This is a genomic window from Adhaeribacter soli (assembly GCF_008727925.1).
GTDB lineage: Bacteria > Bacteroidota > Bacteroidia > Cytophagales > Hymenobacteraceae > Adhaeribacter_A > Adhaeribacter_A soli.
Genome location: NZ_VTWT01000007.1, coordinates 190,873 through 204,134 on the forward strand (window position 1 = coordinate 190,873; position 13,262 = coordinate 204,134).

11 protein-coding genes are annotated in these 13,262 nt (G+C 47.9%); 4 read left to right on the plus strand and 7 right to left on the minus strand.

The genetic code is table 11. From position 1 onward, the window contains the following. Positions 1-32 precede the first annotated feature (32 nt). Positions 33-1,475, minus strand: a complete 1,443-nt coding sequence (locus F0P94_RS13805) for an aldehyde dehydrogenase (protein ID WP_150904477.1) — start codon at positions 1,473-1,475, stop codon at positions 33-35. A 298-nt stretch (positions 1,476-1,773) separates the two neighbouring features. Between F0P94_RS13805 and F0P94_RS13810 the strand changes: the two genes are divergently transcribed. Further along, on the plus strand, positions 1,774-3,645 hold the full coding sequence (locus F0P94_RS13810) for a hypothetical protein (protein WP_150904478.1): 1,872 nt from the start codon (positions 1,774-1,776) through the stop codon (positions 3,643-3,645). A 107-nt stretch (positions 3,646-3,752) separates the two neighbouring features. On the opposite strand, the gene F0P94_RS13815 is transcribed toward F0P94_RS13810, so the two are convergent. The 4 genes from F0P94_RS13815 to F0P94_RS13830 all read right to left on the minus strand — a co-directional run bounded on the left by F0P94_RS13815 (position 3,753) and on the right by F0P94_RS13830 (position 9,226). Then, complete coding sequence (locus F0P94_RS13815) at positions 3,753-6,020, minus strand: hypothetical protein (protein ID WP_150904479.1); 2,268 nt, start codon at positions 6,018-6,020, stop codon at positions 3,753-3,755. A 103-nt stretch (positions 6,021-6,123) separates the two neighbouring features. Continuing rightward, positions 6,124-7,641, minus strand: coding sequence for a DUF2079 domain-containing protein (locus tag F0P94_RS13820; protein WP_150904480.1), 1,518 nt, complete (start codon positions 7,639-7,641; stop codon positions 6,124-6,126). Between the two features lie 42 nt (positions 7,642-7,683). Next, positions 7,684-8,403, minus strand: a complete 720-nt coding sequence (locus tag F0P94_RS13825; RefSeq protein ID WP_191907048.1) for a glycosyltransferase family 2 protein — start codon at positions 8,401-8,403, stop codon at positions 7,684-7,686. 523 nt (positions 8,404-8,926) lie between these two features. Continuing rightward, a complete protein-coding gene (locus F0P94_RS13830) occupies positions 8,927-9,226 on the minus strand; it encodes a hypothetical protein (protein WP_150904482.1) in 300 nt (99 codons plus the stop codon). 177 nt (positions 9,227-9,403) lie between these two features. Here F0P94_RS13830 and F0P94_RS13835 point away from each other — a divergent pair, with 177 nt between their 5' ends. Together F0P94_RS13835 and F0P94_RS13840 are read left to right on the plus strand one after the other, a co-directional pair. Then, complete coding sequence (locus tag F0P94_RS13835; RefSeq protein WP_150904483.1) at positions 9,404-9,868, plus strand: hypothetical protein; 465 nt, start codon at positions 9,404-9,406, stop codon at positions 9,866-9,868. A 5-nt stretch (positions 9,869-9,873) separates the two neighbouring features. Then, positions 9,874-10,401 carry a hypothetical protein gene (locus F0P94_RS13840; protein ID WP_150904484.1) on the plus strand — a complete coding sequence of 176 codons (528 nt, stop codon included), beginning with the start codon at positions 9,874-9,876 and terminating at the stop codon, positions 10,399-10,401. A gap of 473 nt (positions 10,402-10,874) precedes the next feature. Here the strand turns inward: F0P94_RS13840 and F0P94_RS13845 are convergent, their stop codons facing one another. Next, the gene (locus tag F0P94_RS13845; RefSeq protein WP_150904485.1) at positions 10,875-11,600 is read right to left on the minus strand and encodes a glycosyltransferase family 2 protein; all 726 of its coding nucleotides are present in this window, start codon (positions 11,598-11,600) and stop codon (positions 10,875-10,877) included. Between the two features lie 33 nt (positions 11,601-11,633). Continuing rightward, complete coding sequence (locus F0P94_RS13850; protein WP_150904486.1) at positions 11,634-12,422, minus strand: SDR family oxidoreductase; 789 nt, start codon at positions 12,420-12,422, stop codon at positions 11,634-11,636. Positions 12,423-12,607: 185 nt separating this feature from the next. Here F0P94_RS13850 and F0P94_RS13855 point away from each other — a divergent pair, with 185 nt between their 5' ends. Then, on the plus strand, positions 12,608-13,141 hold the full coding sequence (locus tag F0P94_RS13855) for a 3-hydroxyanthranilate 3,4-dioxygenase (protein WP_150904487.1): 534 nt from the start codon (positions 12,608-12,610) through the stop codon (positions 13,139-13,141). The last annotated feature ends 121 nt before the right edge of the window (positions 13,142-13,262 follow it).

Below are 13,262 nucleotides of genomic sequence, written 5' to 3' on the forward strand. Positions count from 1 at the left end.
TGATTTCTGATGGTACAAGGGAATTTCGGCCTTTAAAGTTTCACGCACACGTTTTGCGGTTCGGTGAAAAAGCGAAGGGCCTCCAAACCGCCTTCGCGGCCCACACCCGATTGCTTCATGCCGCCAAACGGCGTTCTGAGATCGCGCAGCAGCCAGCAGTTCACCCAGATAATTCCGGATTTGATCTGGTGCGCCACGCGGTGCGCGCGGGTTAGGTTTTCGGTCCAGATGGTGGCAGCCAGGCCATAGTCAGTGCAATTGGCGTATTCCAGTACTTCTTCTTCGGTATCGAAAGGCGTAAGGGTAACCACCGGGCCGAAAATTTCTTCGGTATTGGTGCGGCAATTGTAAGCCAGGCCTTCGATCACGGTCGGTTGAATAAACCAGCCGGTGGCGTTTTCGCCATCTAGTTTTACCTGCTGCCCGCCGGCGAGAATTCTGCCGCCTTCTTCTTTGGCCAGCTGGATGTAAGAAAGCACTTTTTCCATGTGGGCCTGTGAAACCACGGCGCCCTGTTTGGTTTTTTCGTCCAGCGGATTACCGTTTTTCAGATCCTGAACCTTCGCTAAGAAACCTTCTTTGAATTGTTCGTAAATGCTGCGCTCGATAAAAATTCGGGAGCCGCAAAGGCAGATCTGTCCCTGATTGGCAAAGGAAGAATTGATGCTGGTGGCAATGGCTTTTTCCAGATCGCAGTCGGCGAAAATGATATTCGGGTTTTTGCCACCTAGTTCCAGGGAAAGCTTTTTGAACATGGGAGCCGCTACGCGGGCAATGGTTTCGCCGGTTTTGGTGCCGCCGGTAAAGGAAATAATCGGGATGTTCGGGTTTTCGGTAATGGCGGCGCCTACTTTATGGCCGTAGCCATGCACAATGTTCAGTACGCCAGCCGGCAGGCCTGCTTCCTGGCAAAGTTCGGAAAGCAGATAAGCCGTCATGGGGGTGATTTCCGAAGGTTTGGCAATTACGCAGTTTCCGGCGGCCAGGGCAGGGGCAATTTTCCAGGTAAATAAATAAAGCGGCAAATTCCAGGGTGAAATGCAACCGGCAATGCCATATGGGCGGCGCAGCGTATAATTAATGGCTGTGCCTTCCATGTAATGCGATTCCGAAGAAAAATGCTGAATGGCCGTACCGAAAAACTCCAGGTTAGAGCTAGCGCGCGGAATGTCTACGGTGCGGGCCAGGCTGATCGGTTTGCCGTTATCAATGCTTTCTGCTTTCGCCAGTTTTTCTAAATTCTGATCGATGAGATTGGCAATTTTAACGAGCATTTTGCCGCGTTTTTCCGCCGAAGTATTGCTCCAGGCCGGGAACGCGGCTTTGGCTGCCAGCACGGCCAGTTCCACATCCGCCGCATCGGAATCGGGAATCAGCGAATAAACCTGGCCCGTGGCGGGGTTGTAATTATCGATGTAAGTTTCGGAAAGGGGCGCGCGAAATTCGCCGTTTATATAATTCTGAATGCGGAACATGCGGTCAATTTGAACATTTGAAGATTGGGAGATTTGAAAATTTCAGAATGAAAACCTTAATTCCCATCCTATTCAAAGCTCCGGAATAATAAAGTAAAGTTACGAATTTTAGCTTACTTGCTTTCAGCTCTTTCCATGCTGCAAATCTTAACCGGGCACTGCTTCTTCGATAATAATTGTGTATAGGGGGAGTTCTGTAGGTAAGAATTCTGCAAATGGTAAATTTGGGCTTCAAGCTCTGTATTCAGGGCATTTTAATAAGTCGTACCTTTGCCGCCAATTCTCTAGTAAAACATACATGTTTCTTAAACGCGATAAGATCTGGTTATTCGTGCTGCTGCTGGTGCAGGCGGTAGTGGTGTTTGTTACTTTCCGGAGTGTGTTGAGCCCGGGTAACGAGTTCTTATTGGTAAATTCCTGGGATGGGCTTAAGAATTACTTTACGTATTACGCTTATCTGATGCAACCCGAAGGCTACCCCTTCTTTCATTTCGCCCAGCATAATTACCCTTATGGTGAAAGCATTCTTTATACCGACAATACGCCGTTGCTGGCCGTACTGATAAAAGCATTTTCGCTTTGGATTTATGATATCCGGCCATACGGTCTGCTGCTGCATAATATTTTTATGGTAGGCGGTATCGTTCTGGCTTCGCTGATCCTGTTCCGCATCTTCCGGTTGCTTTCTACGCCGGCAGGAATTGCATTCGTGGCTTCGCTGTTGCTTCCCTGGATCAGCCCGCAGGTGCTGCGCCTGAAGATCGGGCATTTTAATTTGTCTTTTTCGTGGGTGCTGCTACTGGTGGTTTACCTGTTGCTGCAGTTGTTCCGGCACTATCCGGATCGCCGTAAAACGCTGCAATTTTCGGCCGGGCTGGTTGCCACGCTGGTGCTGAGCGCTTTCCTGCACATGTACTATTTGCTGCTTAATCTATCATTGATCGGGTTTTTCTTTCTTTTCTGGTTTGTCCGGGATTGGTACAAAAAACGAATGATAAATGGCTGGCTTATTACCTTGGGCGGGCTAAATGTACTGCTTCCTCCCGCGCTGGTTATGGGCATTATCCGGCTGCTCGATGACCGCTACCATCTGCGCCGGCGCGTGGCAGAGGGTTATGACCGGCTTGATTGGAAACTTAATCTGGAAGCTTTTACCACGCCGTATTCTTTTAATAAAGTAAAACTGAAGCTGCTGAGTTTTGGCGAAGTACCTTACGAATCTTATTTGTACCTGGGTAGTTTCGTTCTGGTATCGGTGCTGGTAGTTGCCGGATTGTGGTTTTGGCTGAAAAGAAGGGGAACAATAGCCCGGGCTATACCGGAAGATGAAATTAAGGTGGGCAGGCCTTTTTTGTGGCTGTTCGGATTGGCAGCCCTGGCTTGCGGGTTTATAGCCATGGGCGAGGTTTACTATTTCTTTAACGGATCGGTAAAATTCACGAACTATTTTAATCTGTTCTTTTACATTCATAAGTTCTCCGACGTGGTTACCCAGTTCAGGGTGTTGTCCCGGTTTGCCTGGGTTATTTTCTGGTTTTGCAACATCGCGGCCGTTTACTGGCTGGGCTGTGTCTGGAAGCAATATGCAGGGCCGTTTTGGGTAAAGGTGGTGCTGTCGGGGCTTTTATTTCTAATGGCAATCGATGCCCGCGACGCCCGCAAATACCTAACTCAGACTGCTGCCCCCAATGTAATGTCGCACCCGGAGCACCTGAAGTTCATGGCAGCTTTAGCCGGAAAATTAAATCCCCAGGAGTATCAGGCCATTCTGCCAGTGCCTTTTTTTCACGAGGGCTCAGAAGATTACGATCTCACCATTTATCCCGACGATGATTTTTACCGCGGTGCCATTCAGCTGTCTGAAATAACCAGGCTACCCCTGATGGGCAGTAAATTGTCGCGTACGCCGCCGGTGCAACTGCAGCATTTTTTAAGCCTTTTCTTAAAACCGCAAACAGATACAGCCCTGACGAATGCCCTTACTGAAAAGCCGGTACTGGTGCTGTACAATTCCGCTTATTACCACGAGAAAAAAGGCTTCTACCAGGATCTGACAAGAGAGCCTGCGTTAACAGCCTACAAAAATGGCGAGAACCTCCCGGAACGAAAGGGCTGGCAATTGATCGGGCAACAGGGGGAGTATCGCTTGTACAAGGCTTTTCTAAAATAAGGCTGAAACTAACAATCTGCGCATGAAGCCGCTGCCAGGGTTAAGTGCTGCAGGCTGGGTCTAACTACGGCAATAGATTGAAGCTCCACTAAGTTGTGTAACCTCAGCTAATAAGAGGCAGGCCGGTTGTTCTTTATCAGAATTGATTTCGGAAAACCGTAAAAATAAACGTCGGTGTTTAAGGGGCGCACGAGTATGTCGTCTACCAGAGCCTGCCGGCTTTTAGACGTAATGCGTAATTGTGTGCGCCCGGCCGGAACTTTGAACGTATGCTCGCCCATAAGCCAGTTGTTCATGGTTTCGGTACTGGTAAACCGCATTTCACTTTCCTGAATAAGCGTGCCGTCAGGATTGGTAAGGGTTACGGTAAGTGTCGGCAGGTTCTTCGCCATGGCATAGGCCCACGCCGTTAGTTCATAAGCCTGGCTTGCTGGTAGGTTTATAAGGGTGTCGATTATTATGGTTTTCTTTTGATCAAGCGCCAGTGTACCTGTCTGGTACAGGCCTTCCTGCTGCTCCCCATCTGTAAAAGCCCTGCGGATTATTGCCCCGTTCTGGTTGGAAACATAATAGTTACCTTTCTTCTGAAGCCCATCCAGCAACGGAGGGATGGTGTTAGCTGCCGCCTGCAGGCTGTCAAGCGGGAGCTGGTAAAGGGCTATTCTTTCCTTTTGCGTAATAAAGCGGGCTTTTTTCACCAAAGCGGCTTCGGCCGGCAGAAGCGAATCCGGCGTTACCATGAGTAGTAACGGTTTTCGGGAAGCATACTTCGGCAGAATGGTTTTAGGAATAAAAGGACTGCTCAGAAGCTGCAACTGCATGAGCGACTGGCTTACGGAAGTGCGGGAAAGTAAAACTGTGGTAATGGGCAAACCGGTATTCAGGGAAGCTTTCATTGCCTCGTTTGCTACTTCGGCATTGCGGAAAATGGAAACTTTTTCGGAGCCTACGTTAAAATAGGGCAAAGGCAAAATTGCCTGGAAGTTGGCAGCAGGCAGGTTCAGGCTGTTCAATAAAGCCGTATAATTCCCTTGTTCACCCATAAACGCTTCGGCTACCTTCAGTTTTTTTATAGAAAGGGCTTTCTGATAAGTGTTGTTCAGCCCTTCGAAAGCCCAGAACGCTACCAGTATGCCGGTAAAAGTAAAAGCCAGGCCCGGCTTCTGACGGAATCGCAGATTACGGAAAACCTGATAGAGGTAATAAGCGGTGTAAACCGAAAAGATGTAGTAAAAGATCCAGGCAAAACGGCCGATGGAACGGAACTGCTTCAGGGGAGGAATGAGATCGAGCGCTCCCTGCAGCCCCCATTTAATGGGAATTGCCAGGGCAAAAAGCAGTACCAGCACCGAAGCCCACAGGCCAACGCGCAAGGGGGCCGGCAGAACCGGCCGGAAAATGAGCTTCCAGCGTTTGCGCCGGGCATACTTAAAGAACTTTGCCAGAGTAAGCAACAACACAATAAACGCCGTCTGGCCCACATAAGCATACCCTTCCCAGATAACTTCCTTCGAGCCGAAAACAGCCTGCCAGTACTTTAATAAGGGAGCTTCTAACGGAAAGAAAAGCGCTTTAAAACTGGTGCGGTAAGCTGTAAAGCCGTAAGGGGTATCGGGTCGGTCGGTTACCGGGTCGGTCAGGTGCATGTAAACCTGAAAAAAGAGCAGCGGAACCAGTACCGCAGTAACGATCCCGATAAGAAGCCTGTAATTCAGTTTTTGTTTTTTCTTTTCCTGCAGGTAATATACCAGCACGTAGGAAAGCAAAAGCAACAGGTTTATCAGGGCGTAATACGGGTGGATCAGGGTAACGAGCAGGCCGGCCAGGGCATAGATCAGGTACCATTTTATTTTCCGCGGCTGGCGGAAGATCTTCAGGATCAGGTACCAGGCCATGGGAATAATAAATGTATAGCCTAAAGCATAATGCGCCCGGATCCGGAAAAGCTGGGGCGACAAAAAAGCAATGATGATGGCAATGGCCAGGGCATACCAAGGTGGCAGCTTTAGTTCCGTAAGAATAAGATAAAGAAAGAACGCGCAGGCTACCATGCCCCAGAGCATCAGGTTATTGAAAATGGCTATGGTATGTCCTGAAACCGGAGTAATGTGCCGTTCAATGAAGTTGAGGAGCACCGAGAACAGGGGCTGGTTATCGGTGTAGGTTATATGTTCGCCAAAGGGGTAGTTCATGCCGGTAAACCAAACTCCCTGGTCGTATTTAATAAAATAGGCTGCCGTGTAGTAATTCTTCGTTCCATCTTCAATATCGCCGAACAGGTACTGGCCAGGATGCAGCAATATATTCCCGAATAAAAAGTAAAGGAGCAGGAGCGTTGCTGGAATAAGAAGAAGGAGAGCTTTCCGGTTTTTCATTAAAAATAGTAAGGCACGGGGGAATGCTTCGCCCGCCGTTGCAAGTGCTAAATTACCTGTTACTGTGGTTTTTTCGGAGCGAAAGCTACCGTTTTTTTAAATGTTATTTGAAAATTACCGACTCTTCGGCAGGCGTATTGGGTTTGCGCCGAAGAATAAGGATGAAACCCTCCTTATAGATCGGTTCCCAGTCAGGTGAGCGCAGGAGCTGGTTTACCCGGTGCAGCAAACTTAATTCGGCCTTGTCGGTAATTTTTTCCGGGTATTCGTTCTGCAGGTAAACAACATAGGCAGCATTGCCTACCACCGGCAGTTCGAAAACGTAATCGCGGTTGGCCAGGTGTGGCACAAAAACCGGCGAGGCGCTTACCGGTGCCCCGGCCGGAATTAATTTTAATGCCTGGTAGGCTTTTTCTACGTTAAAGAACCGGCGGTAATGCTTTTTCTTGTAAAACTGGATGGCTGCTTTATCGAGCCCGGGGGCAATGCGCGTTTCGAAACTGCGGAACGTGGCCCAGCCGGTTGTAAAGAGTACCAGCAAAGCCAGCAGAAGCCGGCGTGAAGCTGAAACCCAGCTTAGGGTGGCAGCCAGGGCAAAGTTTATAACCGGAACGTATTCAATGGAATATTGGTAATTAATACCCCAGGCAAGGGCGTGATTGCTGAACAATTTCTGGGCGTAGATCGGTATAAGCATGAGCAGGTAGGCCGGCTGCAACAGCAGCGACCAACCGCCGGAAGCCAGTATCATGGCGTGCAGCTCGGTTTTTACCCAATCGTTTGCCGGTTCCGGCGTATGGTTTACGAACAGCAGCTTCAGGACCTGCCACGGATTGGTAAGCGAATTGGTAATGATTCCGGAGAAGCTGTTGCCCAGCACGGCATACTTGTTCACGTAGTCGTAGCTGCGGTCTCCAACGGCCAGGGCGGGTACGATAAACTTAACCACTACAATAAAATAAAGGGCTGCAGACAGGGCATATACCAGGGCAGATTTCAGTTGCGGGCGGCTGCGGAAATAAATTACGGCCAGGCCCAGGCTAAGAAAAACTGCCCACAATGCCATGTTCTCTTTGCTGAGCAGGATAATGCTGAAGAGCAAGGTTGCTTTAAACCATTTTTGCCGGTGAAAGTAAAGGAAAAACCAGGGTACCATCATGGCGGCAATAATATTGTCGTGGTAATCGTAAGCCAGGGCCGAGTAAATGCCCCACATCAGCAGGAAATGCAGCAGCAGGATAAGGCTCAATAATGGCCGGCCAAATTTTAGCAGGTGGAACCGGTATGCACCCAAGGCTCCGATTAAAATAGCGGCAATCTGAAAAATCAGGAGGGTGTAAGAGCCAAAGAGCCGATAGAAGATCGCAAACGGGATGTGGAGCAGGGTAAAATGATCGCTGAGAATATTCTGGTAAAGCTTTACCGTATTGTCGTTCCAGCGAAAATGGGCGTAATCGTAAAGCGCATTGTTAAACAGCCCCAGATCGTAGGCGTACGTGCGGAAAAAGTAATGATTGCCCAGCGAAAGCAGCGAGAAACAGAGCCCAAAAACTGCCAGCACGGTGGTTAAGAGCAGGCGCTGGTTTTTTTCGGCAAATGCTTCAAGGTTAGTAAATTTCATGGAAAAACGGTAGGCTGGAATAAGTAAAATCTGAGAGCCAGCTTAAATAAACCGCTTCATAAATATCTTGGCAAAACTATAGCCCTCAGTCATTAAGATTTTGGAATTCATCTTAGAGAAAACAATTCCGGGCTTTAAGGTAACCTTCAATCCCTTTATGCGCAGGTGTCTTTTTTTGTTAGCCTCGAACAAAAATTCCAGATCGAAAAGATACCGGTCTATGGTGGTTTCCAGGAATACTTTGCGCCCTTTGCTGTTAAAGCCTTTCAGGCCGGCCTGGGTATCGTTTACCGGGAGCGCAAGCATTTTTTTAGCAAAGAACCGTAGCGTTTTGGAAATTTTTACCCGGGTTGGCGGCACGCTGGCATAATACTCCTCATCGCGGATACCCACTACAATGTCGGCCTCGTTGGCGCGTAAAGCTTCGTAAACTTTCAGAAAGCTTTCTTCGGTGTAGGGGAAATCGATATCGGTATAAATAACGAATTCGTGTTTGGTTTGCTGCACGCCTTCGCGCAGCGCATGTCCCTTGCCGGCATTCTCCGGGTAGTGAATGTAATTGAAATGCGGTATGTGTTGCTGGAGCAGAAGCAGGTCCTGCTCACTTACTCCTCTGCTGGAGCCATCGTTTACCAGATAAAGATGCAGGCTTATGCCAGGTAAAAGCTGGTTTAAACGGGCCATGTTCTGAACCAAGTTCTGCGCCCAGTTGGGTATTGGATTAAAACAAGGAAGAACAATGTCTAAAGCGGTAGCAGGCATTCCGGCAAGAAAAAGCAAAAAATTAAATTACTGCAAAGATAGCACAAAAACTAAACTCTGCAGGAAATGCACGGATAACTTCTACAGGAACAAGGCGGGAAGATTTAAGCTGTACCTTACGCAGGAAGGCAGAACTTAAGAAAGGCCAAATACTGCCGGATGGTGGGATAACTAGAGTTTTGTCCTTATTACTGCAGAAGGATTAAGCTGATCGGGGTTTTTCCCGGAGTATACTGTAGTCCGAAAATCTTTTACAATGTTCAATCAGTTTCGGTGCTTTTTAAGGCAGGTAATCCCCGTAGCCGCCATTCACCTTCATTAGGGTTGGCACTCCTGGTTCAGGCGCTGCTTTTGCTTTATACCTTTAAGGCCAGTATTTCAGCCCGGATGCGCATCTCTCTGCTAATCAATTCGACAGCTTTAAGTGCAATTTCGCCCTGCAGGCTTATTTGCAACAGCCTTTTGAGCAGGGAGTGCTAAAATTATTCTCCCATTATGTAATCGATCTGAGCGGGCACAGTATTCAGTTGTTCCATTTGTTTCTGAGCGGGGGAATGCTCTTGTCTACCTTGCTGGTTTTTAAAATTCTGCAGCGGTTTGTGCCGCAACTTTGGCTGTCTGGCTTTTTTGCCGTGGCGCTGCCGTGGCTCAATCCGCAGGTGTTGCGGCTGCAGGTAGGGCATTTCAACCTGAGTTTATCGTGGTATTGCTGGCGGTGCTTTACGGTTTGCTGCGCATGCAGGAGGCCAGCTATTCTGGAAAAACGGCGCTCCGGTGGAGCCTGTTGATAATCGGGGTGCTGGTGCTGGCCGCCTTTCTGCATATGTATTACTTACTGCTTGGGGCCGCTTTTATCGGGTTTTTCTTTTTTTTGGGCTGGTTCAGGAATTATGGCAGCATAAATTTAAGCTGCGGCGCTGGGTTTTGCCGGTTTTAACCCTTGTGTTGCCCCTGGTGCTAACATTTTGGCATTACCCGGCTGGTAGACAGGTTTTACGCGTTGCGGCGTGCCGGTGCGGAGGGCTACGGCTGGGACGAATGGAAGCTGACCTTGCCGGCACTTTTTACGCCTTATAATCATAATAAAATCGACTTCCTGTTTCAGTCAACAAAAAACATTCCTTATGAATCTTATGCCTTTTTAGGCCCTTTCCCTTTATTTGGTATGGTGCTTTGGTTGCTACTTTATTTGTTCAATAAAAACAACCGGCCGTTACTGAAGCCCCGTGGAATTATTGCTGCCAATTACTTCTTTGCCTTTTTCGGGCTGGCAACCGTAGCTTCGGTGCTGATTGCAATAGGCGAAGAATATTATTTCAGTAACCGGGAATATGTATTCAATAACTACTTAAGGGGCTTTTTTTACCTGCACAAGATAACCGATATGGTTACCCAATTCCGGTGCCTGGGGCGCTTCAGCTGGATCTTTTTCTGGTTTATAAATTTAGCCACGGTTTGCGGCTAAGCTATTTGCTGCGAAAGTACCAGCGTAACTGGGTAGTTTACCTGGCTGGCCTGCTGCTGGTGCTGGCAGCCCTGGATACCAAAGATACCATTAACCATATTCGTAAAAACGTAATTAAAGAGAATAATCTGACTGCGGAACCGGTTGTAAAGCAATCAAAGGCTTTGCTTCAGGGGATAGATGTTGCGCAGTACCAGGCTGTTTTGCCGGTTCCGTATTACCACGTGGGGTCTGAAAGTTATAATCTGACGATTGATCCGGAAGATAATTTTGGCAACGAAACCATGCGTTTTTCCCTCGTAAGCGGCCTTCCTTTAATGAGCAATAAAATGTCTCGTTCGCCGCCTGTGCACGCCGAATTACTTTTCTCTATTTTTACCGAAGCGGGAATTTCAGCGGAGTTAAAGCATAAGCTCGGTAAAAAGCCGGTGCTGGTGCTGCTGAACAAAACCTTTTACGATGGCCGCAGTACCTACGGCAATAATCTGACCTTAGAGCCCGCAAAATCGGTTTTAATTACGGGCCAAAAGTAATAGCCCAATACAGGATGCAAAAGGTGGGCCGAAACCGACGAATACGCACTTTGCCGCTGGGAATTATAGCGAACATGCTGCAACGAAGTTTTCTGGCATGCCGCACATTTATTTCCTGATCGGGCGTCTTTATTTTCTGCTTTTTATCGGCTTGGCGGCTGTGCCTTTTCGGGAATACAATTTTATGGTCGGTACCGCTTTTTAGTTATTTCACATTTTGAAAAACGGAGAATTTCCCATTCGGTCGAACCGGCTTTCGCGGGGCATTGCCAGTAGCAACTGTAACGCCGGCACTTTCCCGCAGGGACGCTCCAATCCTTAATTGTGGCTGAGCGCTGAAAAATGAATGAAACGAGGAGCCGGCGTTCCAGGCTTCAATTGAAAGATAAGAAGTAAAGATATAGAAATTTAAACCAAAAAAGTCAGGCGTTGAGGCCGGACTTTTTTAATGGAATACATAGGGTTTTACGAGCTTATTTCGCTTTAAACAAACCATATTTCAGAATGCAGTAAATGGCCCGGAAGCCGTCGCGCCAGCCAATTTTTTTGCCTTCTTCATAGGTCCGGCCGTAATAGGAAATGCCTACTTCATAGATCCTGATCTTAGGAATGCGGGAGATCTTAGCCGTTACCTCGGGCTCGAAGCCGAAACGGTTTTCTACCAGGTTCAGGTTTTGAATAATATCCCGGCGGAAAAGCTTGTAGCAGGTTTCCATATCCGTTAAATTCAGGTCGGTGAACATGTTGCTGAGAAAGGTCAGGAATTTGTTGCCGATGGAATGCCAGAAGAACAGGATCCGGTGGGGTTTGCCGCCCATAAAACGGGAGCCGTAAACCACATCGGCAAAACCTTTTACAATGGGTTTTAGCAATACATTATATTCTTCCGGGTCGTATTCCAGATCCGCATCCTGGATAATTACATAATCGCCGGAAGCATGTTGGATCCCGGTCCGGAGCGCCGCGCCTTTGCCTTTATTCCTGTCGTGTTTTAATAAAATGAGGGGGAATTCCGGGTGGTTGGCTATATACTGTTCAATGGCAACACTGGAGGCGTCGTTCGAAAAATCATCTACCAGAATAACTTCCTTTTGAATATTATTTACCAGGTTCACCTTTTGCAGTTCATCCAGGATCTGATGAATGGTGCGGGCTTCGTTGTAAACCGGAATAATTACAGATAAAGTTTCGAACTTCACAGAACCAGTATTAAGCAGTTTTTGGTTTTTATCTTACAAGTTTCCGGTCCGGCCGCCATCTACCGGTACGTTTATGCCGTTGATATAAGCAGCTGCCGGCGTAGCTAAAAAGGCGGCTGCGGCGGCAACCTCCTCGGGTTTGCCGAAGCGCCCGGCCGGAATTTCGGCCATCATTTCGCCGGAAACTTCTTCCTGGCTGTGGCCCGTTTTGCCGGCCTTGGTTTCGATAATGGATTCCAGACGGCCGGTTAAGGTTGCTCCCGGAAGCACATTATTTACCGTAATGCCAAATTGCGCCAGCTCCAGCGACAAAGTTTTAGCCCAGTTTCCAACCGCGCCGCGAATGGTATTACTCACGCCCAAGCCTTTAATGGGCTGTTTTACCGAAGTAGAAATAATATTGATAATGCGGCCGTAACCGGCTTTTTTCATGAACGGTACCGTAGCCTGCGCCAGAATGTGGTTGCAAAGCAAATGGTTGGCAAACGTTTGGGTGAACTGATCTAAGGTAGCATCGATGATCGGGCCGCCGGCCGGACCGCCCGTATTGTTTATAAGAATATGAACGGCACTTTTCTGGGCTAGAAAGCTAGCGAGTTTCTGCTGCAGGTTTTTCGGGTCCGAGAAATCGGCTACCAGGTAGTCGTGCTGCTGGCCTTCGGAAACCGAAAGCTCTTTCAGGGTTTGCTGCAGCTTTTCTTCGTTGCGGGCCACTAAGGTAACAGTAGCACCCAGTAAGGCTAACTCGGCAGCTATGGCTTTGCCAATTCCCTGCGTGCTGCCGCACACAATGGCGTATTTATCTTTCAGGCTTAAGTTCATGAACCAAAATTAGGTAAAATTATGCTTATGCATTGCAGAAAAACCTGAATCAGGCGCCTGTCTTGGAAAGTGCAGCAAAAATTCCGTATTTTCGGAGATTGGTTTGAGGTAACTGGTAGCAGGTATCCGGACATATTTTGAATTCAATTTCTAATTTTGAATTTCTAATTTCAAATTAAAAAGACATGGCCGTAGCAGCACCTTTTAATTTTAAGAAATGGATCGACGAGAACCGTCATCTTCTGAAGCCGCCCGTGGGTAACCAGCAGGTTTACCACCACAATAAAGATTTTATTGTAATGGTGGTTGGCGGTCCGAACTCCCGCAAAGATTACCACTACAACGAAGGCGAAGAATTCTTCTACCAGTTAGAAGGCGATATTCAGGTAAAGATCATTGAAGACGGAAAACCGCGCACCATCGATATTAAAGAAGGCGATATTTTCCTGCTGCCGGGCGGCGTGCCTCACTCGCCGCAACGCAAAGCCAATACCGTTGGGCTGGTTATTGAACGCTACCGCAGGGAAGGAGAAAAAGACGGTTTTATCTGGCTCTGCGAAAACTGCGACAACAAGCTCTACGAAGAGTACTTCGAAATGACCGACATTGTAAAGCAGCTGCCCGAAGTAATGAAAACCTTTTACGGCGACATCGAAAAACGGACCTGCAAAAAATGCGGCACCGTAATGGAGCCCCCGCAACCCCCAAAAGCTGATTAATGTGCTAATTTGCTAATGGGTTAATGTGCTAATGGGTTGTTAATGGATTAATGGGGTAATTTGCTAATAGGCTAATTACTCCTTCGTTAAAAGCACTTCTAATAGTTACCATAATAGTCTG

Coding starts and splice junctions, on each gene's coding strand:
- F0P94_RS13855 (WP_150904487.1), top strand. CDS start 12,608: ATGGCCGTAGCAGCACCTTTTAATTTTAAGAAATGGATCGACGAGAAC.
- F0P94_RS13805 (WP_150904477.1), bottom strand. CDS start 1,475: ATGTTCCGCATTCAGAATTATATAAACGGCGAATTTCGCGCGCCCCTT.
- F0P94_RS13810 (WP_150904478.1), top strand. CDS start 1,774: ATGTTTCTTAAACGCGATAAGATCTGGTTATTCGTGCTGCTGCTGGTG.
- F0P94_RS13825 (WP_191907048.1), bottom strand. CDS start 8,403: ATGCCTGCTACCGCTTTAGACATTGTTCTTCCTTGTTTTAATCCAATA.
- F0P94_RS13850 (WP_150904486.1), bottom strand. CDS start 12,422: ATGAACTTAAGCCTGAAAGATAAATACGCCATTGTGTGCGGCAGCACG.
- F0P94_RS13815 (WP_150904479.1), bottom strand. CDS start 6,020: ATGAAAAACCGGAAAGCTCTCCTTCTTCTTATTCCAGCAACGCTCCTG.
- F0P94_RS13830 (WP_150904482.1), bottom strand. CDS start 9,226: ATGCAGAAAGGCGGCCAGCACCAGCACCCCGATTATCAACAGGCTCCA.
- F0P94_RS13820 (WP_150904480.1), bottom strand. CDS start 7,641: ATGAAATTTACTAACCTTGAAGCATTTGCCGAAAAAAACCAGCGCCTG.